Below are 24,118 nucleotides of genomic sequence, written 5' to 3' on the forward strand. Positions count from 1 at the left end.
TCTTCCCTTCACAGCAACGGGGTCTGGAACCGGTGATTCCGGACTGACACGGGGGTCCGATGCGACCGGCACGGCGCGTGCGGGGGCACCCGCCGCCGTCCCTGGGGCCGGCGACCTCTATTTCCGTTCAGGGTGAAAGTATTATCGCGTTCATCACAGGGAGTCAAGAGTGCTGGTCAGAGATTCGACCCACTCCGTCCGGCACCCCTCCACCGCGCTTCACCTCGGGTTTCGCGCTTGGGCCGGGGCGGGAGCCGGAGACGGGCCGCGCCAGGGAAGTCGGCCGGGACGACATGGCCCGGGGTGGTTGCTCATCCACCGGCGCAGCTTTAGCATTCGGTCGGAAATAAAATCGGCGGAGGTGGGCGTGGAATCTCGGGCACCCCGGGCGGCGAACCGGTCCACGGTGCTGGCCCACGTGCTGACCCATGGTCCGGTGAGCCGTACAGCCATCGGCCAGGAGACCGACCTCTCCCCCGCCACCGTGTCGCGGATCGTGGAACAACTGCTCGACGAAGGGCTGCTGACCGAGACCGACGGCGCCCCGACCACCACCCGGGGCCGGCGGGCGACCCGGGTGGCGATCGCCGCCGGACGCGGCGTGGTCTGCGGGGTCGACGTCGGAGGCTCCAACGTCCGGCTGGTCGTCGCCGACCTCGCCGCCCGGCCGCTGACCGGCCGGACCGTGCCCACGCCCGCCGACTACGACGCGCCCCGGCTGGCCCAGTGGCTGGCCGACCTGATCGTCGCGACAGTCGGCGCCGACCGGGAACGGCTCGACTGCGTCGCGGTGGGCCTGCCCGGCGCCGTCCGGCAGGGCGACCGGGCGGTCTCCAACGCCCCGAACCTGCCCCAGGTGGAGGACCCGCTGTTCCTGCGGCTGCTGGAGAAGCACCTGGGCACCGCGGTCGAGGTGGACAACGACTCCAACTACGCGCTGCTCGGGGAGCTGCGCTTCGGCGCCGCCCGGGACGCGCAGACCGCGGTGATGCTCACCATCGGGGCGGGGCTCGGCGCCGGCGTCGCCATCGACCGCCGGCTGTTCCGGGGGCGCAGCGGCCTGGTCGGCGAGTTCGGCCACCTGCCCGCCGGTCCGCTCGGCGCACCGCTCGAACGGATCATCAGCGGCTCCGGCATCCTCGCCCGGGCCCGCGAGCTCGGCCTGTCGTTCGACAACGCGGCCGACGTGTTCCGCTCGGCCGACCCCCGCCTGGCGCCGGTCCGGCAGTACGTCGAGCAGGCGCTGCTGGTCATCCTCACCGCGGCGGTGGTCGCCTACGAACCGGAGGTGATCGTCCTCGGCGGCGGCATCTCCCACGCGCTCACACCCGACCTGGTCCGGCTGCGCGGCCGGCTGCACGAGATCGTGCCCGCCGCCGAGGCGACAGTCCACGGCGCGGAACTCGGCGACCTCTCCGGCGCGCTGGGCGCCGTGGTCGCGGCGCTGCACACCGCGTACCGGCGACTCGGGCTCGCGGAGGCCGACCTGGCCCGCGTACCCCAGCCGGACGCCCTCGCCGGCTGCGACCTGCCGGCCCTGGCCGACCACGCCTGAGCAGGCGGCGGCGCCGACGCCGCACGCTTCTGTGAGCGCTCACCCGGCGGCCCACCCGGCACTCCTCCGGGCCCGGCCGGTTGAACATGTTATCGATAACCTGCTATGTTCCGGCACGGGAGCGAAGGGCACGCTCCCCGTCACCCCCGCAATCGGCAAGGCGACCCGAGGCACCTTCCTCGCCGCCCCGCCGGTCGGTGACCAGTCCGGGCCGCTCCGCCGATGCACGCCGACGCAGGCGGCCACGGACGACTTCGGCCCCGGCCGCACGCGCGGCTCCGCGCCCTCTTCGCAGGCGACGTCGGCATCGACGGACGGTCCGGCCTGCACCGCCACCCAGGGCAAGGAGTCAAGCAATGGCGAAACGAACACCGCTTCTCTCATCCATCGCCGCCGCGGCCGTGCTCCTCGCGGCGGTCGCCGGCGGCGCGCTCAACGGCGGCCTCGGCGAGACGGCGCAGGCGTCGACGAACGGCACACTCGCCGCGACCGCCGGCTGCGGCAAGGCACCCACGCTGTCCAGCGGGACGCGCACCATCTCCAGCGGCGGACAGAACCGCAGCTACATCCTGCGCATCCCGGACGGGTACGACCGCAACCGCCCGTACCGGCTGATCTTCGGGTTCCACTGGCTCAACGGCTCGGCGAACAACGTCGCCTCGGCCGGCTACTACGGCCTGCTGCCGCTGTCGAACAACAGCACGATCTTCGTCGCGCCGCAGGGCATCGACAACGGCTGGGCCAACACCAACGGCCGCGACCTGACGCTGTTCGACGACATCTCCCGGCAGATCGAGAACGACCTCTGCGTCGACACCAGCCAGCGGTTCGCGCTCGGCTGGAGCTACGGCGGGGCGATGAGCTACGCGGTGGCCTGCGCCCGGCCCACCGTCGTCCGCGCGGTCACCGTCATCTCCGGCGCCAACCTCAGCGGCTGCAACGGCGGCACCCAGCCGGTCGCCTACTTCGGCATCCACGGCATCTACGACAGCGTGCTGAACATCTCCGCGGGCCGGTCGCTGCGGGACACGTTCGTCCGCAACAACGGCTGCACCGCGCAGAGCCCGCGCGAGCCGAGCCGGGGCAGCCTCACCCACATCACCACCACGTACTCCGGCTGCCGCGAGGGCTACCCGGTGCAGTGGGCCGCGTTCGACGGCGACCACACCCCCAGCCCGGTCGACGGGTCGTCCAGCCCGAACGACTCCCGGACCTGGACGTCGGGGGAGATCTGGCGGTTCTTCAGCCAGTTCGCGTCCACCACACCGCCGCCCACCACCGCGCCGCCGACCACCGCCCCGCCCACCACGCCTCCGCCCACCACGCCTCCGCCGACCACGCCCCCGCCGACCGGTGAGCCGGGCGCCTGCACCGCCACCTACCGGACCGTGAACACCTGGCCCGGCGGCTACCAGGCCGAGGTCACGGTGGCCAACAACGGCGCCGCCACGCTCAACGGCTGGACCGTACGCCTGACCCTGGCCTCCGGCCAGGCGATCAGCAGCCTCTGGAACGGCGTCAACACCGGCACCTCCGGCTCGGTGTCGGTCCGCAACGCGGCGTACAACGGCACGCTGGGCGCGAACGCCTCGACGACGTTCGGGTTCACCGCCACCGGGAACGGCGCCGCGGCGCCCAGCGGCGTCAGCTGCACCAGCCCCTGACCGGGCCGGCCCGCCGATCCCCGCACGGGGAGCCGGGCCGAGGGGTGGCACCGCGGCACCCCCGGCCCGGCACCGGCGGGACGACCGGCGCCCCGCCGGACGCCGGGATGTGCTCTAATTAACTCTGGTCGATGTTTGCGCTAACATTCACGACCCCGCAGGCCACCACCACCGGCACCCCTGGGGCCACCGCACCGCCGCTGTTAGCGTTTACACCGACGGCCATCCACAACTCGCGAGGCACCGTCCCGGACGGTCGGGCGCCCGCGCGTACCCGAGGAGCCGTCATGGTGATCCCCCGTCCCCGGCCCGTCCGATCCGGGCCATCGCGTCTCGCCGCACCCGCCCTCGCTCTCGCCCTGGCCGCCACCGGCGGCGGCCTGACGCTCGCCGCGACCCCCGCGCAGGCGGCCACCTCGATCACCGTCAACGGCGCCTCCGGCGGCCAGACGTTCGACGGGGTCGGCGCGGTCAGCGGCGGCGGCGGCAACAGTCGGCTGCTGATCGACTATCCCGAGCCGCAACGCGGGCAGATCCTGGACTACCTGTTCAAGCCCGGCCACGGCGCCGCGTTGCAGATCCTCAAGGTGGAGATGGGCGGCGACACCAACTCCACCAGCGGCTCCGAGCCGAGCCACGAGCACGTCCGGGGCGATCTCAACTGCAACCGCGGCTACCAGTGGTGGATCATGGAGCAGGCCAAGGCCCGCAACCCCGCCATCAAGCTGGCGGCACTGCCCTGGGGCGCTCCCGGGTGGATCGGCAACGGCAACTTCATGTCCCAGGACATGATCAACTACTTCGTGGACTGGCTGGGCTGCGCGCGGCAGCACAACCTCACCATGGACTACATCACCGCCGCCCAGAACGAGAAGCGGACCGACGCGAACTGGACCATCAGCCTGCGTCAGGCGCTGAACGCCAACGGCTACAGCGGCGTGAAGATCATCTACGGGGACGACTACCCGGGCAGCTGGGGCCCGGCGAACGCCGTCGCCGGCAACACCACGCTACGCAACAGCATCGACGTGCTCAGCGGCCACTACCCGTGCGGCTACCTCAGCGCACAGACCACCTGCACCGTCTCGTCCACCGCCACCAGCACCGGCAAGACGCTGTGGAACAGCGAGGGCGGCTCGCAGGACTACAACGACGGCGCCAAGCCGCTGGCCCGCGGCATCAACCGCGGCTACATCGACGGCCGGATGGTCGCCTACCTCAACTGGGACCTGATCGCCGCGATCACACCGAACCTGCCCTGGTCCACGGTCGGGCTGATCCTGGCCAACCAGCCCTGGTCCGGCTGGTACTCGGTCGGCAAGAACACCTGGGCGCTGGCGCACACCACCCAGTTCACCGCGCCCGGCTGGCGCTACCTCGACTCGTCCTCGGGCTACCTGGGCGGCAACCGCAACAACGGCAGCTACGTGTCGCTGCGCTCCCCCACCGGCGGCGACTACAGCACCGTCATCGAGACCATGGACGCCACAGCGGCGCAGCAGCTCACCGTGAACGTCACCGGCGGGCTCTCCACCGGCCAGGTGCACGTCTGGTCCACGAACCTGAACTCGACGAACCCGAACGACTTCTTCGTCCGCGGCGCGGACATCACCCCGTCGGGCGGATCGTTCTCGCTCACCGTCCAGCCCGGACACCTCTACACCGTCACCACGACCACCGGGCAGGGCAAGGGCACCGCCACCAGCCCGGCCCAGGGCTCGCTCGGCCTGCCGTACCGCGACGACTTCGACGGCTACGCGGCCGGGCGGATACCGAAGTACCTCCAGGACATGCAGGGCGCGTTCGAGACCGTCGGCTGCGGCGGCGGCCGGGCCGGCATGTGCCTGCGGCAGATGTCCGCGCAGGCCCCGATCACCTGGAAGACGCTCGCCGACCCGGCCACCTACGGCGGGAACCTGAGCTGGGGCAACTACACCGTCTCCGCCGACGTCCTGCTCGAACAGTCCGGCTACGCCCAGATCCAGGGCCACGTCGGCACCACGAACCTCGACCCGATCGGCCGGTACAACGGCTACTTCCTGCGGGTCACCGACTCCGGCTCGTGGTCGATCCTGCGCAACAACACCGCCGGGCAGCTCGCCACGCTGCGCAGCGGGAACGTCGCCGCGCTCGGCACCAACCGCTGGCACAGCCTCGCGCTGGGCTTCGCCGGCTCCACCATCACCGCCACCATCGACGGCACGACTGTCGGCACGGTCACCGACTCCACGTTCGGCACCGGCCAGGTCGGCTTCGGCACCAGCCAGGGCGAGACCGCCCAGTTCGACGACCTGTCGGTGGTCGCCGGCCCGGGCGGCAACCCCGGGGGTACGAGCGGCGCCCTGCTCAACCCCAACTCCAGCCGCTGCCTGGACGTGCCGAACCAGTCCCAGACCAACGGCACCCAGGTGACGTTGTGGGAGTGCAACGGCGGCGCGAACCAGCAGTGGACGGCGACCTCCGGCCGGCAGCTCCAGGTGTACGGCGGCAAGTGCCTCGACGCCGAGGGCCAGGGCACCTCGTCCAGCACCCGGGTCATCATCTGGGACTGCAACGGCGGCGCCAACCAGCAGTGGAACGTCAACACCGACGGCACGATCACCGGCGTCCAGTCCGGACTGTGCCTGAGCCCGAACGGCGGCGGGACCGGCAACGGCACCCCGATCGTCCTGTCCGCCTGCACCGGCGGCAGCAGCCAGAAGTGGAGCCGGGCGTGACGGCCCGACCTTCGCCGACCGTACCCATCCGCCGCGGCGCGGCCTACCGGGGAGACGACCTGTGACCTCAACGCTATGGAGACCCGACCGCCGGACCAGACGATGGCTCGCGCTGGCCGTGACGATGCTCGCCCTGCTGGGGCTGGCCCCGGTCATCGCCGGAGGGCTGACCCCGACCGTCGCCCGGGCGGACAACCCGATCGTGCAGACGATCTACACGGCCGACCCGGCCCCGCTGGTCCACGACGGCCGCGTCTACCTCTACACCGGCCACGACGAGGACAACTCGACCTGGTTCACCATGAAGGAGTGGCGGGTCTTCTCGTCCGACGACATGGTGAACTGGACCGACCACGGGTCGCCGCTCAGCCTCGCCACGTTCAGCTGGGCCAAGCAGGACGCGTGGGCCGGCCAGGCGGTCCAGCGCAACGGCAAGTTCTACTGGTACGTGCCGATGGTCGTCCGGGCGACCGGCCAGATGGGCATCGGGGTGGCGGTGGCGGACAGCCCCACCGGGCCGTTCCGTGACGCCATCGGGCGTCCGCTGGTGAGCAACGGCGAGATCGACCCGACGGTGTTCATCGACGACGACGGCCAGGCGTACCTGTACTGGGGCAACCCGCGACTGTGGTACGTGAAGCTGAACGCGGACATGACCTCGTACTCCGGCAGCCCCACCCAGATCCCGCTGACCACCGCGGGCTTCGGGGCGCGGACCGGTGACGCGAACCGGCCGACCCTCTACGAGGAGGGGCCGTGGGTGTACAAGCGCAACGGCCTCTACTACATGGCGTTCGCGGCCAGGTGCTGCTCGGAGTTCGTCGCCTACTCGACCGCTCCCGGGCCGCTGGGCCCGTGGACGTACCGCGGGACGATCATGCCGACCCAGGGCAGCAGCTTCACCAACCATCCCGGGATCATCGACTTCAAGGGCAACTCGTACTTCTTCTACCACAACGGCGCGTTGCCCGGCGGCGGCGGTTTCACCAGGTCGGTGGCGGTGGAGAAGTTCTCCTACGGCGCTGACGGCTCGATCCCCACGATCAACATGACCACCACCGGCGCCCCGCAGGTCGGCACCGTGAACCCGTACTCCCGGCAGGAGGCCGAGACGATGGCCTGGGGGCAGGGGGTCGAGACCGAGGCGTCCTCCCTGGGCGGGAGGAACGTCGGCTACATCGACAACGGGGACTACATCAAGGTCAAGGGCGTGGCCTTCGGCGCCGGCGCGACCAAGTTCACCGCCATGGTGGCCTCGGCCGGCAGCGGGGGGTCCATCGAGCTGCGCCTGGACAGCGTGACCGGCCCGCTGGTGGGCACCTGCCAGGTGACCCCCACCGGCGACTGGCAGACCTGGACCAACCCGAGCTGCCCGGTCAGCGGCGCCACCGGCACCCACGACCTCTACCTGCGGTTCACCGGCGGCAGCGGCTCGCTGTTCAACATCGACCACTGGTGGTTCACCTCCGGCCTCAGCGGCACCCCGCCGCCGGTCCCCCCGTCGACCCCGCCACCCTCCTCTCCCCCGCCGCCCAGCACGCCGCCGCCGACCGGCGACGCCTGCACCGCGACCTACCGCACCACCAACTCCTGGTCCGGCGGTTTCCAGGCCGAGGTGACGGTCACCGCGGGCGCCGCGGCGCTCAACGGCTGGTCGGTGCGGTGGACCCTCGCCGGTGGTCAGAGCATCAGCCAGGTCTGGAGCGGCACGCTGAGCACCAGCGGATCCACGGCGACCGTCCGCAACGCGGCGTACAACGGCTCCGTGCCCGCGTCCGGCTCGACCACGTTCGGCTTCATCGCCGACGGCTCACCGTCCACCCCGTCCCTGACCTGCACCAGCCCGTGAGAGGAGCGTTCATGCGTACCGGAGCGAGGAGATGGCTCACCGCGGGCGCCGCGCTGGCGCTGCTGGCCGCCGGCGTGCTGACGCCCGCCGGCCCGGCCGGCGCGGAGTCCAACGGCGGCACCCGGGTGATGCCGCTCGGTGACTCCATCACCGAGGGCACCCAGGTGCCGGGCGGTTACCGGATCGGCCTGTGGCAGCGGCTGGCCGGCGGCGGCTACCGGGTCGACCTGGTCGGCTCGCAGTTCAACGGGCCGGGCAACCTCGGCGACCACGACCACGAGGGCCACCCCGGCTGGCGCATCGACCAGATCGACGCCAACATCACCGGCTGGCTGAACGCCTACCAGCCGCGCACCGTGCTGCTGCACATCGGCACCAACGACATCCTGCAGAACTACAACGTCTCGACCGCGCCGAACCGGCTCTCCTCGCTCATCGACCGCATCACCACCACGGCGCCGAACGCGGACGTGTTCGTCGCGCAGATCATCCCGCTCGCCAACTCCGGCCAGGCGGCGGCGGTGCGCACGTTCAACGCCGCGCTGCCCGGCATCGTGCAGTCGAAGGTGAACGCCGGCAAGCGGGTCCACCTGGTCGACCAGCACTCGGCGCTGACCACCGCCGACCTGATCGACGGCATCCACCCGACCGCCACCGGCTACGACAAGATGGCAGCGGTCTGGTACCGCGCGTTGCAGTCGGTGTCCGGCAGCATCGGCACCCCCGGCAGCGGCGGCGGCACGTACCAGAACGTGCAGCTCGTCGGCGCCGGCTCGGGCCGGTGCCTGGACGTGCCGAACGGCAGCACCACGAACGGCACCGCGGTGCAGCTGTACGACTGCTGGGGCGGCACCATGCAGCGCTGGACCTACACCTCGGCCAAGCAGTTGCAGGTGCTTGGCAACAAGTGCCTCGACGCGAGTGGGCGGGGCACCGCGAACGGCACCAGCGTGATCATCTGGGACTGCAACGGCCAGCCCAACCAGCAGTGGAACCTCAACGCCAACGGCACGATCAGCGGCGTCCAGTCCGGGCGCTGCCTGGACGCGGCCGGCTACGGCACCGCCAACGGGACCAGGATCAACCTCTGGGACTGCCACGGCGGCACCAACCAGCAGTGGAGCGCACGCGCCTGACCGGCGTGCGACGGGCTCCCCGGCGGGCGCCGCCGGGGAGCCCGTCCGGGCGGCGCCGTCCGCATGACCAGCGGCGGACCCGGCGGGTACGTAGAGTGAGAGCTATGTCGAAGCCGCCGCTGCCCGAGCCCGCCGTCGCCATGCTGCGCAAGCCGAACCCGGCCGTCATCGCCACGCTGCGCGACGGCCAGCCGGTGTCCGCGGCCACCTGGTACCTGTGGGAGGACGGCCGCGTCCTGGTGAACATGGACGAGGGCCGCCGCCGGCTGGCGCACCTGCGCAGCGATCCCCGGGTCTCCCTGACCGTGCTGGACGAGGAGAACTGGTACACCCACGTCAGCCTCATCGGGCGCGTCGCCGAGTTGCGCGACGACGACGGCCTGGCGGACATCGACCGGATCTCGCAGCACTACACCGGGCGCCCCTACCCCCGGCGGGACCGCGCCCGGGTCAGCGCCTGGATCGAGATCGAGCGCTGGCACGGGTGGGGCGCGCACAAGGACAGCAGCCAGACCGGCTGACGCCGCCCCCACGATGTCCGACCCATGCGGAAGAGTGTCGGGCATGAGTGAGCCGTACGACCCGAAGGCAACGCTGCACCACTACCTGCGCGCGATCCGGGAGAATCTGATCTGGAAGCTCGACGGGCTGAGCGAACGTGAGGCCCGGCTTCCCCGCACCGCGACCGGCAACAACTTCCTGGGCCTGCTCAAGCACTGCCTGAACGTCGAGGCCGGCTACTTCGGGACCACGTTCGGCCGCGAGTTCCCCACCCCCGGGGAACTGGTTCCGGACGACGCGTTCGACGGCGACCCGCAGGCGGACTGGTACGCCCGGGCCGACGAGACAAAGGACGGGCTGATCGACCTGTACCGCCGCGTCGGGGCGTTCGCGGACGAGACGATCGAGACGCTGCCGCTGGACGCGCCGGGGCGGGTGCCGTGGTGGCAGCCGGGCCGGCAGGACGTGACACTGCACCATGTCATCGTGCACGTCTGCGTCGACCTGGCCCGGCACGCCGGGCACGCCGACGTCATGCGCGAGCAGCACGACGCGGCGATCGGGCTGGGGCGGGACAACCGGAACGTTCCCGAGGGCTACGACTGGCCGGCGTACGTCAGTAAGCTGTCGGCGCTCGCCGACCGGTTCGAGTAGCCGGCCTTCCGGTATGCCGGCCGGAAGTTTCAACCACATTTCGGACAGCGGATCGACAGGACCAGCAGCATCGTGAAGCATCTATCCCATGAAAATCCGGCCCGCCGTCGCCCCGCCGGCCGCTGAGGACACCGGTCCCGCGCGGCCTCCCGCCGAGCCGCCCTCGGACGACCGCCCCTCCGACGGGCGTTCCCCGGACGGCAGACGCCGGTGGCGGCCGAACCCGGAGTGGACGCTGGCGATCCTGGGCAGCCTGCTGCTGGCGGTGGTGCTGACCTGGCCGACGATGCGGCACCCGGCGACCACGATCCCCGGCGACCTCGGCGACCCGACGTTGCAGGCGTGGCAGGTCGCCTGGTCGGGGCACGCCCTGCTCAGCGACCCGGCCAACCTCTGGAACTCGAACACGTTCTACCCGGAGCGCTACACCTACGCCTACAGCGACACGCTGCTCGGGTACGCCCCGTTCGGGATGCTCGGCTCCGGCTTCGAGGCCGCTGTGATCCGCTACAACGTGCTCTACGTGCTGCTGCACGCGCTGGCGTTCCTCGGGGCGTACGCGCTGGCCCGGCAGCTCGGCGCCAACCGCTGGGGCGGTGCGGTCGCCGGGATCGCGTGGGCGTACGCGCCCTGGCGGCTGGCGCACTCCGGCCACCTGAACATCCTGTCCAGCGGCGGGATCGCGCTGGCGCTGGCGATGCTGGCGCGCGGCCACGGCTGGTCGCTGCGTCACGGATACCGGCCGGAGCGCCGCCGGCCCGGCTGGGCGGTGGCCGGGTGGCTCGTCGCGGCCTGGCAGGTGACGCTCGGCTTCGGCATCGGGCTGCCGCTCGTCTACTTCCTGCTGGCCGCCGTGCTGGTGGCGGCTGGCTGCTACGGCTGGTCCTGGTGGCGCAAGCGGGAGCGCCCCCCGTTCGGCCGGCGGCTGCTCGTCGCGGACCTGGCCGGCGGCGCCGTGTTCGGCACCGTGACGCTGCTGCTCGGTCTGGTCTACCTGCGCGTGGTCGACCTCAACCCGCAGGCCGTCCGCTCGCTGGACTGGACCAAGATGTTCTCCCCGCCGCTGATCGGGTTCGTCACCGCGCCGGGCGACTCGTGGCTGTGGGGGGAACGGCACGCCGCCGCCCGCGAGCAGCTGTCCTGGCCGCCGGAGATGGCGCTGCTACCCGGCATGACGCTGATCGGGCTGGCCGCGGCGGGGCTGTTCGTCTCGGCGTTCCCGGTGCGGCACAGGGTCGCGCTGGGGCTCGGCGTGGCCGGCACCGTGCTGCTGGGCCTGGGCGCCACGCTCGGCGGGGACGGCGACCCCGGCTACCTGACGTTGTCCAACCTCCTGCCGGGCTGGGACGCGTTGCGTACCCCGGGCCGGATGATGCACTGGACCAGCCTGCTGCTCGCCGTGCTGGCGGCCGGGCTGGTGACGGCGCTGGCCGAGTCGTGGCGCCGGCCCGCGGCCGCACGCGTGTCCCGGGCCGCGGCGGCGCTGGTCCTGCTGGTGCCGCTCGCCCTGGTCACGCTGGAGGGCGTCAACCGCACGCCGCACCCGACCGTGCCGACGCCACCGGCCGCGATGCGGACCGCGCCGGAACCGATGCTGGTGCTGCCGGCCGGCGGGGTGGGCGATCTGAACTACATGCTGTGGTCCACCGACGGGTTCCCCCGGATCACCAACGGGCTCGGCGGCTTCGAGCCGGTCACCCAGGCCCAGACGCGGGTCGCCGTGGCGACGTTCCCCGACGCGGGCAGCGTGGCCTACCTGCGCGGGATCGGCGTGCGGTCGGTCGTCGCGGTGCCGAGCCGCGCGGCGGGGACGCCGTGGGAGGGCATCGAGAACCGGCCGGTCGACGGGCTGGGCATCACCCGGGAGGATGTCGATGGCACGCTTGTCTACCGCCTCTGACGGCGTGGGCGCCGGATGCGTGTGTCCGGGCCGGGCGGGGTGAGCACCGTGCGGTTGTCGGTGGTGGTGCCCTGCTTCAACGAGGAAGCGTCGGTGGAGCGGCTGCACGAGATGCTCAGCGCCGCGCTCGCCGAGCTGACCGACGTGGACGTCGAGGTGGTGTACGTCGACGACGGCAGCGAGGACGGCACGCTGGCGGCGCTGCGCCGGCTCGCCGCGGCCGACCCGGCCGTCTGCTACACGTCGCTGAGCCGCAACTTCGGCAAGGAGGCGGCCATGCTCGCCGGCCTGCGCCGGGCCACCGGCGACGCGGTCGTCATCATGGACGCCGACCTGCAGCACCCGCCGCGGTTGCTGCCCGAGATGGTGATGCTCTACCGCCAGGGGTTCGACCAGGTGATCGCCCGCCGGGACCGCCGCGGTGACCGGTTCATCCGGATGGTCGCCTCGCGCTCCTTCTACCGGCTGGTCAACTGGTGGATAGACGTACGCCTGCTCGACGGCGCCGGTGACTTCCGGCTGCTGTCCCGGCTCGCGGTGAACGCGATCCTGGCGATGCCGGAGTACAACCGCTTCTCCAAGGGCCTGTTCTCCTGGATCGGTTTCCGCACCGCCGTGGTGGCGCACCGCAACGAGACCCGGCAGGCCGGGCAGAGCCGCTGGACGTTCGGCAAGCTGTTCAACTACGCGTTCGACGGCCTGCTGTCGTTCAACAACCGGCCGCTGCGCCTGGCGATCTACGGCGGACTGTTCCTCACGCTCATCGCGGTGGGCTACATGGCCTGGGTGGTCGCCGACGCCGTGGAGAAGGGCATCGACGTGCCCGGCTACACCACCATCATCGTCAGCGTGATCGGGCTCGGCGGCATCCAGATGATGATTCTCGGGGTGATCGGCGAGTACATCGGCCGGATCTACTACGAGACGAAGCGCCGTCCGCACTATCTGGTGCAGGAGACCGAACGCGTCGTCGACACCCCCGGCCGGGCGTCCCGGATTCCGGAGCAGCGTACGGCCACCGGCGAATCGATGGCCGGCGAAACCGGCTGAGCAACCCCGATCGGTGGGCGCCGATAGGCGCAGAATCGTTCTCTTTTCGCAGGTGGCGGGCGGTTGCTATGGTCGCCCGCGACGCCGGAGACCGGCGCCGAGGAAAGGGTTGCGATGGGGCTGATGGACAAGCTCCGGGGCGAACTCATCGACATCATCGAGTGGCTGGACGACAGCCGCGACACGATGGTCTGGCGATTCCCCCGGTATCAGAACGAGATCAAGATGGGCGCCAAACTGGTCGTCCGGGAGTCCCAGACGGCGGTGTTCGTCAACGAGGGGAAGATCGCCGACGTCTTCGAACCCGGGACGTACACGCTGGAGACCCGCAACCTGCCGATCCTGTCCACGCTGAAGGGCTGGAAGTACGGCTTCAACTCGCCGTTCAAGGCCGAGGTGTACTTCGTCAACACCCGGCAGTTCACCGACATGAAGTGGGGCACCCAGAACCCGGTCATCCTGCGCGACGCCGAGTTCGGCGTGGTCCGGGTACGGGCGTTCGGCGCCTTCGCGGCCCGCGTGGTGGACGCGTCGCGGCTGCTGCGGGAACTGGTCGGCACCGATCCGCAGTTCCGCACCGAGGAGGTGCAGGAATACCTGCGGCAGCTCATGGTGGGACGCCTGGGCGGCGCGCTCGCCACGGCCGGCGTGCCGCTGCTGGACCTCGCCGCGCACCAGGACGCGATCGGCCGGCGGCTGGCCGCCGTGCTGACCGAGGAACTGGCCGAGGTCGGAATCGCGATCCCCAAGTTCGTCATCGAGAACGTGTCGGTGCCGCCGGAGGTCGAGCAGGCGCTGGACAAGCGGACCAGCATGGGCGCTGTCGGCGACCTGGACCGGTACACCCGTTTCCAGGCCGCGAACGCGATGGAGGCCGCGGCGAACAACCCGGGTGGCGAGGCGGGCGCGGGCATCGGCCTGGGCCTGGGCATGGCGATGGGCCAGCAGATGGCCCGCTCGATGGGCGGAGGTGCGCCCACGCAGCCGCCGCCGGCCCAGCCCGCCGCTACGCAGCCGGCCGCCGCCGAGCCGCCGCCGCTGCCGGGCCAGGCCCAGTGGTACGTCGGCGTCGGCGGCCAGCGGCAGGGCCCGTACGACCTCGGCGCGCTGGCCGAGCAGGCGAACGCGGGCGCGCTCGGCGCGGACACGCTCGTCTGGCGTACCGGGATGGCGCAGTGGCAGCCCGCCGGGCAGGTGCCCGAGCTGGCGTCGGTGCTCGCCAGCGTCCCGCCGCCGCTGCCGCCGCAATGAGCGACACGGCTGTCTCGCCGCCCTCCTACCAGTGCGGCGGGTGCGGCGCCCGGGTGGAGTTCGCGCCCGGCACGACCGCGCTGAGCTGCCCGTACTGCGGGCACCGGCAGGAGATCGCCGGCGCCGGCCGGGAGGTACGTGAGCACGCGTACGCGGAACTGGCGTCGCTGCCCCGCAAGCCGGTGGCGAGCGTCGGGGCGCACACGTTCGTCTGCCCGGGCTGCGGCGCCCGGACGGAGAGCGACGCGCTGGCGCAGCGCTGCCAGTTCTGCGCGGCTCCCCTGGTGGCCGACGCCGGGGCGGGTGAGCTGATCGCGCCGGAGGCGGTGCTGCCGTTCGCCGTCGACCGCAACGGTGTGCGGACGGCCCTGGGCCAGTGGTGCCGCAGCCGCTGGTTCGCGCCCGGGAGCCTGAAGAAGATCAGCGAGGCGGAGACGCTCAAGGGCACGTACCTGCCGCACTGGACGTTCGACGCGCGGACCGTGTCGGACTACCAGGGTCAGCGGGGCGAGCACTACTACGTCACCGAGACGTACACGGTGACAGTCGACGGCAGGCAGGAGACGCGGACCCGGCAGGTGCGGCACACCCGGTGGCATCCGGCCGCCGGCACCGTACGCCGGGACTTCGACGACGTGCTGGTGCCGGCCACCACCCACCTGCCCACCGAGCAACTGGACAAGCTGGCGCCGTGGCCGCTGACCGAGGCGGCCGCGTACCACGGCGACTACCTGGCCGGATATCAGGCGCTGCGGTACGACACCGAGCCCGAGGCGGGCCTGACCGAGGCGAAGGCGCGGATGGCGCCGGTCATCGAGGGGGACTGCCGGTCGGACATCGGCGGCGACGAGCAGCGGGTGTCCGCCGTGGACACCACGTACTCCGACGTGTCGTACAAGCTGGTCCTGCTGCCGGTGTGGATCGCCGCGTACCTGCACGCGGGCCGGTCGTACCAGGTTCTGGTGAACGCGCGGACCGGTGAGGTCATCGGCGAGCGTCCCTACAGCACGGCGAAGATCGTGGCGGCGGTGCTGGCCGCGCTGGCGCTCGTCGCGCTCGTGGTGGCGTACGCGATGAGCCGCTGACGCGCACGGGCCACCGGTGTGTCGCACCGGTGGCCCGTGCGCATCGCGCGAGGTGACTGCCCGAGCGGCCGATGTGCCGCCGCGCGGGTCCACAGCAGAGTGAGGGCATCACCACCATCGGCCGGGCGGCGACGGAGGGAAGCCCCGATGGACTCACTGCGGAAGACCTCGCTGGTCGCTGGCGGCGCCTATCTGCTCACCTTCGTCTCGATCCCCACCGTGGCCCTGTACGCCCCGGTCCGCGAGTCGGACTACGTCCTCGGCACCACCTCGCAGGCTCCGGTCGTCCTCGGCGGCGTCCTGGAGATGATCGTCGCGCTCGCCTGCATCGGCACCTCCGTCGCGCTGTACCCGGTGCTCACGCGCCAGGGTCCGGCCCGGGCGCTGGGCTTCGTCGGCGCCCGGGTGCTCGAAGCCGCGGGCATCCTCGTCGGCGTCGCGAGCATCCTGACGCTCGTCGCGCTGCGGGAGTCCGACGCCGGGCCGGACGCGCTCGTCACCGGCCGCGCGCTCGTCGCGTTCTACGACTCGGTCTTCCTGCTCAGCCAGGGCTTCCTGCCCGCCGTGAACGCGCTGCTGCTGGGCACCCTGCTCTACCAGTCCCGCCTCGTGCCGCGCGTTCTGCCGGTGCTCGGGCTCGTCGGCGCGCCACTGCTCGTCGCCTCCGACCTGGGCACCCTGTTCGGCGCGTGGGACCGGCTGTCAGCGGTGGCGGCGGTCGCCGCGCTCCCCATCGCGGTGTGGGAGTTCTCGCTCGGCGTCTACCTGGTCGTCAAGGGCTTCCGGCCCTCCCCCGTGACGGACGGCGCGGTCGAGCCCCGTCCGGTCCAGGACGCCACCGTCTGAGCCGGGTCAGGCCCGCGCGCCGCCGTCGACCCGCAGCACCGTACCGGTGACGAAGGAGGCGCGGTCGCTGAGCAGCCAGGCGGCGGCCTGGGCGATCTCGTCCGGTTCGGCGGCCCGGCGCAACGGGCTGGCGGCCGCGAGCCGGTCGATGATGCCGGGCGACTCCGCGTCCCAGGAGCGCATCATCTCGGTGAGCGTGCTGCCCGGGGCGATCGCGTTGACGCGGATGCCCTCCGGCCCGTAGGTGATCGCCGCGGACTCGGTGAGGCTGTTCACCGCGCGCTTCATCGCCCCGTACGCGGGCAGTGCGGGGTTGCCCATCAGGCTGCCGACGCTGGAGTTGTTGACGATCGCGCCGGTGCCCGCCGTGGCCCGGATCGCGGCGACCTCGGCGACCATGGCGAGCCACGGTCCCTTGAGGTTGACGGTGTAGACGTGGTCGAAGTCGTCTTCGCGTACCCGGTCCATCGGTCCGGGCGGCACGATCGTCGCGCCGTTGTTGAAGGCGACGTCGAGGCGGCCGTACACCTCGACCGTGCGGTCGACGGCGGCGCGCACGCTGGCCGCGTCGGCCAGGTCGCAGACCACGTACTCGGCGGTGCCGCCGGCGGCCCGGACCTGCTCGGTGACCGCCTTCAACTGCTCCTCGGTCCGGGCGGCGAGCAGCACCCGGGCGCCCTCGGCGGCGAACAGCCGGGCCGCCGCGGCGCCGATGCCGCGCCCGGCGCCGGTGATGAAGGCGACCTTGCCGGCCAGCAGGCCGGCGGTCGGGTGGACGATCGTGTCGGTTCGTGTGGTGTCCATGCCGGCAAGCCTGCGTCCGGTCGCGGAGCCCATCCAGGTACCGCCGGTACCTGGATACGCGCCGCCGCACGAGGGCACACTGGGGTCGTGGACCGACGTGAGCTGGCAGTGTTCCTGCGCAGCAGGCGGGAGCGGATCACCCCGGCCGACGTGGGCCTGCCCGCCGGACGGCGTCGCCGCACCCCGGGACTGCGCCGCGAGGAAGCGGCGCGGCTGGCGTTCATCTCCACCGAGTACTACACCAGGCTGGAGCAGGGCCGGGGTCCGCGTCCGTCGCGGGAGGTGCTGGCCGGGCTGGCCCGCGCGCTGCGGCTGTCCGACGCCGAACGCGACCACCTCCACCACCTGGCCGGGGCGCCGCCCGCGCCGCCGTCCGGGCCACCCCGGGAGGTACGGCAGAGCGTGCTGGACCTGCTGCACCGGCTGCCGCAGGCGGCGGCGTTCGTGACCTCGGCGGCGTTCGAGGTGATCGCCTGGAACGACCTCGCGGCGGCGCTCATGGAGGACTTCTCCGCAGTGCCCCGGCGGGACCGCAACCTGGTCCGCCGGGCGTTCCTCGGCCCGCACCTGCACGGCGCGGGGCTGTACGACGTGTCGGACGTGGGCGAGTTCGCCCGCCACTCGGTCGGGCGGCTGCGTGCCGCGGCGGCCCGCTATCCGGACGACCCGGAGATGGCCGCGCTGATCGCGGAGCTGCTCGCCGGGAGCGAGGAGTTCGCCCGCCTGTGGGCCTCCCACGAGGTGGGCGGCGCGCGGACGCTGTGCAAGACGTTCCGGCACCCGCTGGTCGGGCCGGTGACTGTCAACTGCGACGTCCTCGACATCACCGACCGCGACCAGCAGGTGGTCATCTACACCGCCACGCCCGGCTCACCGTCGGAGGAGGCGCTGCGGCTGCTCTCCGTGATCGGCACCCAGCGGATGACTGTCGAGCACTGAGCCGCCCGCCCTCGGTGGAACGCCATGGGTGTCCGCGCTCCCGTTCGACACCCATGACGTTCCACTCGCGGTGGGTCAGCAGCCGATCCGGGTGGAGCCCATCGCCACGTCGTCGTACCAGAGGGTGTCGGCGCCGCCGCCGTAGCTCTCCCAGCCCAGCTTCAGGTCGGTGAGCTGCGGTCGCCAGGTGCGGTTGTACCACTGGCCGTCGATGTCGTGCGTCGGCACGCCGTCGGCGGTCAGCCCGGTCACGGCGACACCGTCCAGCCACGTACGCAACTGGCCGGCGGAGCCGTCCACGATGAACTCCAGGCAGGCCCAGCGGTTGGTGGGCAGCGGCACGCTCTGCGCCACCCCGGCCGGGCTCTGCTCGGGCAGCGTGGCGTCGTCGGAGGCACGGTTCCACTGGAGCGCGCCGTTCTGGCCGCCCAGCCGCAGGTCCCGGTTGCCGTCGGCGGCGTCGGACATGGTGATCATCGTGGTGTGGTCGGTGGGCTGGGCGGTGGTGTGCCGGACCCAGATCCGGGCGTACCTGACGCTGCCCAGGCCGCTGAGGTTCTTCGTGGTCCGGACGAACACGTGGTTGCAGTACCCGGCGGCACCGTTGATGCGTATCGCGCGGCTGCCGCTGTGCGTGGTGGTCGTGTCGATGGAGGCCGTGCCGGCGCCGGAACAGTCCGGGCTCACCACGCTCCAGTCACCCGACGGCGTCGAGCCGGTCTGGTTCTCGAAGCCGTCGCACAGCACCGCCCCCGCACACCCGCTCGGCGGCGGCGTCGTGGGAGGTGCCGTCGTGGGAGGTGGCGTCGTGGGAGGTGGCGTCGTGGGAGGCGGGGTGGTCGGTGGAGCAGTCGTGGGCGGGGCGGTGGTCGGCACCGCCGTGGTAGGCGGCGGCGTGGTCGGGCCGGCGCCGTTGCACGGTACGCCGTTCAGGCTGAACCCGGTCGGCGCGCCGCCGGCGGTGCCGTACGTGCCCTGCACGCCGAACTCGGTCGAGCCGCCGGCCGGGATGCTGCCGTTGTACGACATGTTGCGGGCGGTCACCGTCGACCCGGACTGGCTCACAGTGGCGTTCCAGCCGTTCGTGACGCGCTCGTCCCCGGCGTACGTCCAGGTGACCGTCCAACTGGAGACGGCGGTGTCACCCGGTGACACCTTGATGTTCGCGGTGAACCCGCCGGGCCACTGGTTGGGTGTGTAGTCGACCCGGCAGCCCTGTGCGGCTGCGGCCGGGCCGGTGAGCAGGGCCGTACCGGCCGCGGTGACGGCGGCCAGCGCGGCGACGGCCGCCACGAGCGGGGCGGGGCGGGCACGGAGAATCGTCATGGGAAGTCCTTCGGCGTCGGACAGGGCGCAGCGGCGCGCGTCCTCGGCGGACGCGACGGTGCGCGAGGATGCGGCGCGGCGGTGCGCCACGGTGAGTGGTCGATGCGTACGACCGATGTGCCCGGCTCGAAAGGCGGCCCGGTCAGCCGCCGGGGTCCGGTCTGCGGACCTCGGCGGCGCCCGAGCCCAATCTATTTACCGTCGCCTATCCAATCAAGGTCTCCGCCCGCGCGGATGCCCGTCATCCCGGATCGGCGCCCACGCCGCTCAGCAGCGGTTGCCAGCCGTCGCGGTAGCGCACACCGCCGGGTCGCAGCCGGACCCGGTCGTGCGGCGTACCGGGGACCGGCTCGATCCGGATCACCTGTGGCCGGTCCACCACGACGCAGACCTCCTCCCCCGGCCACCACCAGCCGCAGGAGCGGGCCAGGTCGGCCCAGGTGTCCAGGTGTCCGGCCTCGTCCGGCCCGTACCGGGCGAGGCCGAGCCGGCGCAGCACGTCGTAGTAGGCGATCCAGGACGCGTCCTGCTGCCCGTACCAGCACACGGGCACCGGGCCGTCGCCCGCGAGCGCCGCACGCACCGGCAGGTAGAACCCGTGCGCGAGGCTGCGGTGCAGCGCCGCGCGTACCCCCTGGTGCAGGACGACGGCGAGCGGTACGCCGCCGTCGAACGCCCGCTGCGGCGCCAGCTCGGGCCACGGCTCCTTGGCCTTGCCCCTGCGTGCGGGCGACAGCTCCGGATCGGTGTGCACGACGCCCGCGCTGAGCGCGCCCCGGAGCTGGGACACGACCATGGCGATGTCGCTCGCCAGCATCGGTGTCCGGGGCGGCCGTACCGCCCGGATGCGCTCGTGGAGCCGGTCGAGGGTGGGCCAGCCGCTGACCAGAGGCAGTGCCTTCGCCGGCGAGTCGACCCATTCGAAGCGGGGTCGCGGCCGCGACGCCCTCGCGTAGACGGCGGTCAGGCAGCGCTCGGCGGTGGGCTTGTCGGCCGGCTGTGTGGACAGGGCGTGGTCGAGCCATTCCTGGCGGATCCGGACCGCCTGCTGCCACAGGTCGTGCGGGGTCTTCGCGGCGTCGTCGCGCCGCGTGGGGGCGCTCATCGCGCCGGGGCGTCGCCGCCCTTCCGGTAGGAGATCATGGAACGACTCTGACCCATGTCGCGGCACCGCTCAAGCGAATTCCGTACCGTGGCCGCATCCGCAGTGCCCGGCCAGGAGAGAAGGGAACACCGCTGCCCGTGGACAGTGACCGCTTGACCCGACCCCCTGTCATCACCGCGCAGATGCTCATCCGCCGGCCCGCCGCCGAGGTCTTCCAGGCGTTCGCCGACCCGGCGGTGACCACGAGGTTCTGGTTCACCAGGAGCAGCGGCCGGCTGGAACCCGGCGCCGTCGTCACCTGGGACTGGGAGATGTACGGCGTCTCCACCGTCGTCACCGTCAAGGACGTGGAGCAGAACCGCCGCATCCTGGCCGAGTGGGATCCGGAGTCCCCCACCCAGGTCGAGTGGCGGTTCCTGCCGGGTGAGGACGACACCACGCTGGTCCGGATCACCGAGACGGGCTTCGCCGGCACCGCCGACCAGGCCGTGAGCAAGGCGATCGACTCGATGGGCGGGTTCACCATGGTCCTCTGCGCCTGCAAGGCGCTGCTGGAGCAGGGTGTGCTGCTGAACGCCGTCGGCGACGCCCACCCGGCCGGATTCGAGGACTGACCGCGGCTGCGGTGGGTGGGCCGGGGCCCACCCACCGCAGGCCGGTCTAGCTGCCGAGCGTGGCCTTCGCCGCGTCGATGGCGTCGAGCAGCCGTTCCTGGTGCTCGAAGCCGTCGTCGTCGACCACAGGGCTCGCCCCGCATTCACGCTGCCGCGCGTGCAGCAGCGTCTCGTCCACCGGAGTCACCGGGAAGGCCAGCGGGTCGAGGCCGGGTGCCCCGTCCGCGTCCTCGACGACGAGCCACTTGTTCGCCTCGTCGTAGCGGACCACACCGGCGGCGATTCCCCTGGTCCACTGGTCGAAGAGCACGGCCAGGCTGGGGGCGGCACGGACCGACTCCCAGGCGTCCTCCCCGACCGGGTAGCGCCAGATCTCCCCCTCGTGCTCGCCCGCGAGGACGAACGTGTAGAGCAGGAAGTCGAAGTGGAACAGGGGTAGTTGCTGCCGCCAGGGGAACGGCGTGCCGATCGACAGCCCCAGGTAGTCGAGCGCGTCCCCACCGTCCGGCCACGGCATCCGCCATCCGCCGTTCGGGAGCAACCGCGCGTCCGGCCAGCGCTGCGACTGCAACCAGGCCAGCTGATCCGCGACGTGGTCCACGTCGAAGATCCGGCGCACCCGGTCCGGCGGCGGCCCGGCCGGCGACTCGCCCGAATCGGGCCAGTCGAGGCCGGCGGCAGTCGCCGCGACGCGGTACTCCCGCACCGCTTCGCGCAGTACGCGCATGTCGTCGAGCATCAGGAGGCTCCTCGGCTCACGGTGCCACGGGCGTCATGCACAGGCTAGCCCCGCCGCCGCTGAGCTTGAAGGCGAAGCTCGGGCCGCCGGCCTCGACCCACGGCTTCACCGGCAGCACGACGAACTTGGTCTTGTCGCTCACCTTGCACTTGCCGTAGAACGCGTTGATGTCGTTGGCCTGCGGAAGCGACTCGGCTGTCGACACCAGCTTCAGGCTGGCGACCTGGCCGGTCAGGTCGACCGCCTGGTCGGTCGACCAGAACGGGAACTCGTCGCAGGTCTGCCCGGGAACCCGTACGTCGCACGCGTTCGGTTTGAACGCCGCGGTGCCGAACCAGCCGCGGCTGTGGCCCTTGGCGCGCGCCGCCTGCCCGCCGACGCTTCGCGCCGGGTAGAACCACACCGCCCGGGTCGGCGGCTGCGGATATCCGCCGTCGCCCATGGCGGCCACGATGTGCTTGCCGGTCTCGGTCATGTCGGCGCCCTTGTAGTTCTTGGCCCCGGGTACGTAGACGATGATGTCGTCGTCGCATCCGGCCTTGCCCTGGGTGCCGCGCTGCGCCGTACATGCCTGGTCGATGATCCGCTTGAGGCGCGCGTCCTCCGTGGAGTCCCAGGCGAAGGGCAGGTTGCGCTGGTTCGCCACCAGCTTCGTCGTCTTGATGACCTCGGCGTAGACCTTCAGGCTGTTGTACCACTCGCCCTCGTCCAGGCCCCAGTTGTCGAACTGCTCGAAGTCGACGTCGTGCGAGATCGGGTACTCGATGAGCCCGTTGACGCCGATGGTGCCGGGGAAGAGGATGGCGAGCAGCGTGCCCAGCGCGGCCCCGAGGCCGAGGCCGCCGAGGCCGACGACCCACCACGAGATGCTGGCGGCGGCTACCGGGGCGACCGCGGCCGCCGCGGCCGTCTCCGCGACGGGAGCGATGAGCGTCGCGCAGGCGCCGCTGCTCAGACACCAGGCGATCGGCACCACAGCCGCCTGCAACAGCAGCGGCCGGGGCTGCGTGTCGTCGATCGACGAGATGACCGGACCGCGGCCGGAGGGAGCGATGGCGAACAGCGTGCGGGTGAGGTCGTCCGCACAGTCGACGAGCTTCTCGCCGGACGGTGGCAGGACGGCGTCGAGGCAGCTGGTGTCGGCTGCCCGGTAACAGCCGAGGAAGATCTGCGTGGCGCCGGAGGGCACCGGCACACTCGCACGCGAGCTGGCCGCGATGTAGATGTCACCACCGGCGCCCGCGCATTGCGACGCTTCACTGGCGGTGGTCTGCGTGACCGCCGGCGACAGCTCGTCCACGTGGATCATCGTGGTGAAGTCGCCGGCGAGTTCCCGCACCACAGTGCCGTCGGCGCTCAGCGCCTCGACCCGGAAGGCGTACGGCGTGTACTCCTCGAGCGGCTCGATCGGGAGCTTGATGACGCTGTCCGCCGTACACGGGCTGGCCACGTTGCCGTTGCCGTCCTCGCAGAGCTGGTCTCGCTCGAAGTGGTCGTAGATCTCGCCGTCGAGGTAGGCGCGGTAGCTCGCCTCTGTGGCCGGGTTCGGGTGCCAGCTGGCCATGGCGCCGCCCTCGTCCGGGTCCAGGGTCAGGCCGGCGTCCACGTCGGGCGGCGGCGGCAGGGCGTCGGTCGTGAGCGACGTCGTGGCGGGCGTCTTCGACCGGTTGCCGGCCAGGTCGACGGCGACCACGGAGACCGTGTGGTTGCTGGACGGCTGGAGTCCGGTGATCGAGTACGAGCGGGTGCCGACCGTGGTCCGATGCGGGGTGCCCCCGTCGACGGTGACCTCGTATCCGGCGAGACCGTAGTTGTCGGTCGCGGCACCCCAGGTCACCTTGGCGCCGGTGGCCGTGATCGTGCCGACCGCCAGGTTCGGAACGCTGCTCGGCGGGATCAGGTCCAGCACGGTGATGTCGCGCAGGATCCGTGCGTAGCGGCCGGGTTCGCGCTGGGCACGGGTGCAGACCTTCACCGGACCCAGTCGCGGTGGGCGCATGCTGGCGGTCCAGGAGGCCGACCAGTCCGTGACGCCCTCCGGCGGCGGGCCGTAGGTGAAGCTGGTCGAGGTGGTCTTCTCGACCGAGACGTCCACCATCGTGGCCTGCTTGTGCACGTAGCCGTTGACGGCGATCCTGCCGTTCGCGTCGACCGCGACCTCCGACCCGGCTGCCGGTCCTTCGAGGCGGATGGACGCGTGGTTGACGTCGTCCGGCACGGACGGGTCGGCGCATGCCGGCAGTTGCGCCTCGGTGACGACCTGGGCGGATGCCGGCTGGCTGATCATGCTGAGCGGGAGGAGGATCGCGACGGCGAATGCCGTCATGCGTAAGGACCGACTGAAATAGCGATGACGTCTGTAGCCTGACATGCCGCCCCGTCT

The 24,118-nt window shown here is 71.9% G+C and carries 19 protein-coding genes; 14 read left to right on the forward strand and 5 right to left on the reverse strand.

Features of this window, described 5'->3' with window-relative positions:
• Positions 1–367: 367 nt before the first annotated feature.
• The 12 genes from BFV98_RS10205 (at position 368) to BFV98_RS10260 (ending at position 16,208) form a co-directional block, all read left to right on the forward strand.
• On the forward strand, positions 368–1,555 hold the full coding sequence (locus BFV98_RS10205) for an ROK family transcriptional regulator (protein ID WP_013474641.1): 1,188 nt from the start codon (positions 368–370) through the stop codon (positions 1,553–1,555).
• Between the two features lie 356 nt (positions 1,556–1,911).
• Positions 1,912–3,219: a cellulose binding domain-containing protein gene (locus tag BFV98_RS10210; protein ID WP_071096018.1), complete on the forward strand. Its 1,308-nt coding sequence runs from the start codon at positions 1,912–1,914 to the stop codon at positions 3,217–3,219.
• Between the two features lie 287 nt (positions 3,220–3,506).
• Positions 3,507–5,936: a ricin-type beta-trefoil lectin domain protein gene (locus BFV98_RS10215; RefSeq protein WP_083395254.1), complete on the forward strand. Its 2,430-nt coding sequence runs from the start codon at positions 3,507–3,509 to the stop codon at positions 5,934–5,936.
• 124 nt (positions 5,937–6,060) lie between these two features.
• Positions 6,061–7,785: a family 43 glycosylhydrolase gene (locus BFV98_RS10220; protein WP_013285138.1), complete on the forward strand. Its 1,725-nt coding sequence runs from the start codon at positions 6,061–6,063 to the stop codon at positions 7,783–7,785.
• Positions 7,786–7,796: 11 nt separating this feature from the next.
• A complete protein-coding gene (locus BFV98_RS10225; RefSeq protein WP_013474637.1) occupies positions 7,797–8,921 on the forward strand; it encodes a ricin-type beta-trefoil lectin domain protein in 1,125 nt (374 codons plus the stop codon).
• A 104-nt stretch (positions 8,922–9,025) separates the two neighbouring features.
• Positions 9,026–9,442, forward strand: coding sequence for a PPOX class F420-dependent oxidoreductase (locus BFV98_RS10230; protein WP_013285135.1), 417 nt, complete (start codon positions 9,026–9,028; stop codon positions 9,440–9,442).
• A 43-nt stretch (positions 9,443–9,485) separates the two neighbouring features.
• The gene (locus BFV98_RS10235; protein ID WP_013285134.1) at positions 9,486–10,076 is read left to right on the forward strand and encodes a DinB family protein; all 591 of its coding nucleotides are present in this window, start codon (positions 9,486–9,488) and stop codon (positions 10,074–10,076) included.
• 88 nt (positions 10,077–10,164) lie between these two features.
• Complete coding sequence (locus tag BFV98_RS10240) at positions 10,165–11,976, forward strand: hypothetical protein (protein WP_071096020.1); 1,812 nt, start codon at positions 10,165–10,167, stop codon at positions 11,974–11,976.
• Positions 11,977–11,991: 15 nt separating this feature from the next.
• A complete protein-coding gene (locus BFV98_RS10245) occupies positions 11,992–13,026 on the forward strand; it encodes a glycosyltransferase family 2 protein (RefSeq protein WP_013285132.1) in 1,035 nt (344 codons plus the stop codon).
• Positions 13,027–13,140: 114 nt separating this feature from the next.
• Positions 13,141–14,277, forward strand: a complete 1,137-nt coding sequence (locus tag BFV98_RS10250; protein ID WP_071096023.1) for an SPFH domain-containing protein — start codon at positions 13,141–13,143, stop codon at positions 14,275–14,277.
• On the forward strand, positions 14,274–15,362 hold the full coding sequence (locus tag BFV98_RS10255) for a hypothetical protein (protein WP_013285130.1): 1,089 nt from the start codon (positions 14,274–14,276) through the stop codon (positions 15,360–15,362). Before BFV98_RS10250 ends, BFV98_RS10255 begins: the two co-directional genes overlap by 4 nt.
• A gap of 147 nt (positions 15,363–15,509) precedes the next feature.
• Positions 15,510–16,208, forward strand: coding sequence for a DUF4386 domain-containing protein (locus BFV98_RS10260; RefSeq protein ID WP_071096025.1), 699 nt, complete (start codon positions 15,510–15,512; stop codon positions 16,206–16,208).
• A gap of 6 nt (positions 16,209–16,214) precedes the next feature.
• On the opposite strand, the gene BFV98_RS10265 is transcribed toward BFV98_RS10260, so the two are convergent.
• The gene (locus tag BFV98_RS10265) at positions 16,215–17,012 is read right to left on the reverse strand and encodes an SDR family NAD(P)-dependent oxidoreductase (protein ID WP_013474632.1); all 798 of its coding nucleotides are present in this window, start codon (positions 17,010–17,012) and stop codon (positions 16,215–16,217) included.
• Positions 17,013–17,099: 87 nt separating this feature from the next.
• Here BFV98_RS10265 and BFV98_RS10270 point away from each other — a divergent pair, with 87 nt between their 5' ends.
• Entirely contained in the window at positions 17,100–17,951 is an 852-nt protein-coding gene (locus BFV98_RS10270) for a helix-turn-helix transcriptional regulator (RefSeq protein ID WP_013285127.1), read from the forward strand.
• A gap of 75 nt (positions 17,952–18,026) precedes the next feature.
• Here the strand turns inward: BFV98_RS10270 and BFV98_RS10275 are convergent, their stop codons facing one another.
• Positions 18,027–19,277, reverse strand: coding sequence for a cellulose-binding domain-containing protein (locus BFV98_RS10275; protein WP_071096027.1), 1,251 nt, complete (start codon positions 19,275–19,277; stop codon positions 18,027–18,029).
• Between the two features lie 241 nt (positions 19,278–19,518).
• Entirely contained in the window at positions 19,519–20,382 is an 864-nt protein-coding gene (locus BFV98_RS10280; RefSeq protein WP_071096028.1) for a DUF6745 domain-containing protein, read from the reverse strand.
• A gap of 152 nt (positions 20,383–20,534) precedes the next feature.
• Between BFV98_RS10280 and BFV98_RS10285 the strand changes: the two genes are divergently transcribed.
• Positions 20,535–20,996 carry an SRPBCC family protein gene (locus tag BFV98_RS10285; protein WP_071098820.1) on the forward strand — a complete coding sequence of 154 codons (462 nt, stop codon included), beginning with the start codon at positions 20,535–20,537 and terminating at the stop codon, positions 20,994–20,996.
• Between the two features lie 46 nt (positions 20,997–21,042).
• Here the strand turns inward: BFV98_RS10285 and BFV98_RS10290 are convergent, their stop codons facing one another.
• The gene (locus BFV98_RS10290; protein ID WP_071096030.1) at positions 21,043–21,735 is read right to left on the reverse strand and encodes a hypothetical protein; all 693 of its coding nucleotides are present in this window, start codon (positions 21,733–21,735) and stop codon (positions 21,043–21,045) included.
• 16 nt (positions 21,736–21,751) lie between these two features.
• Entirely contained in the window at positions 21,752–24,061 is a 2,310-nt protein-coding gene (locus BFV98_RS10295) for a fibronectin type III domain-containing protein (RefSeq protein ID WP_255368087.1), read from the reverse strand.
• Between the last annotated feature and the right edge of the window lie 57 nt (positions 24,062–24,118).

The sequence above is a fragment of the Micromonospora sp. WMMB235 genome (assembly GCF_001855515.1).
In the GTDB taxonomy this organism is placed as follows: Bacteria; Actinomycetota; Actinomycetes; order Mycobacteriales; family Micromonosporaceae; genus Micromonospora; species Micromonospora aurantiaca.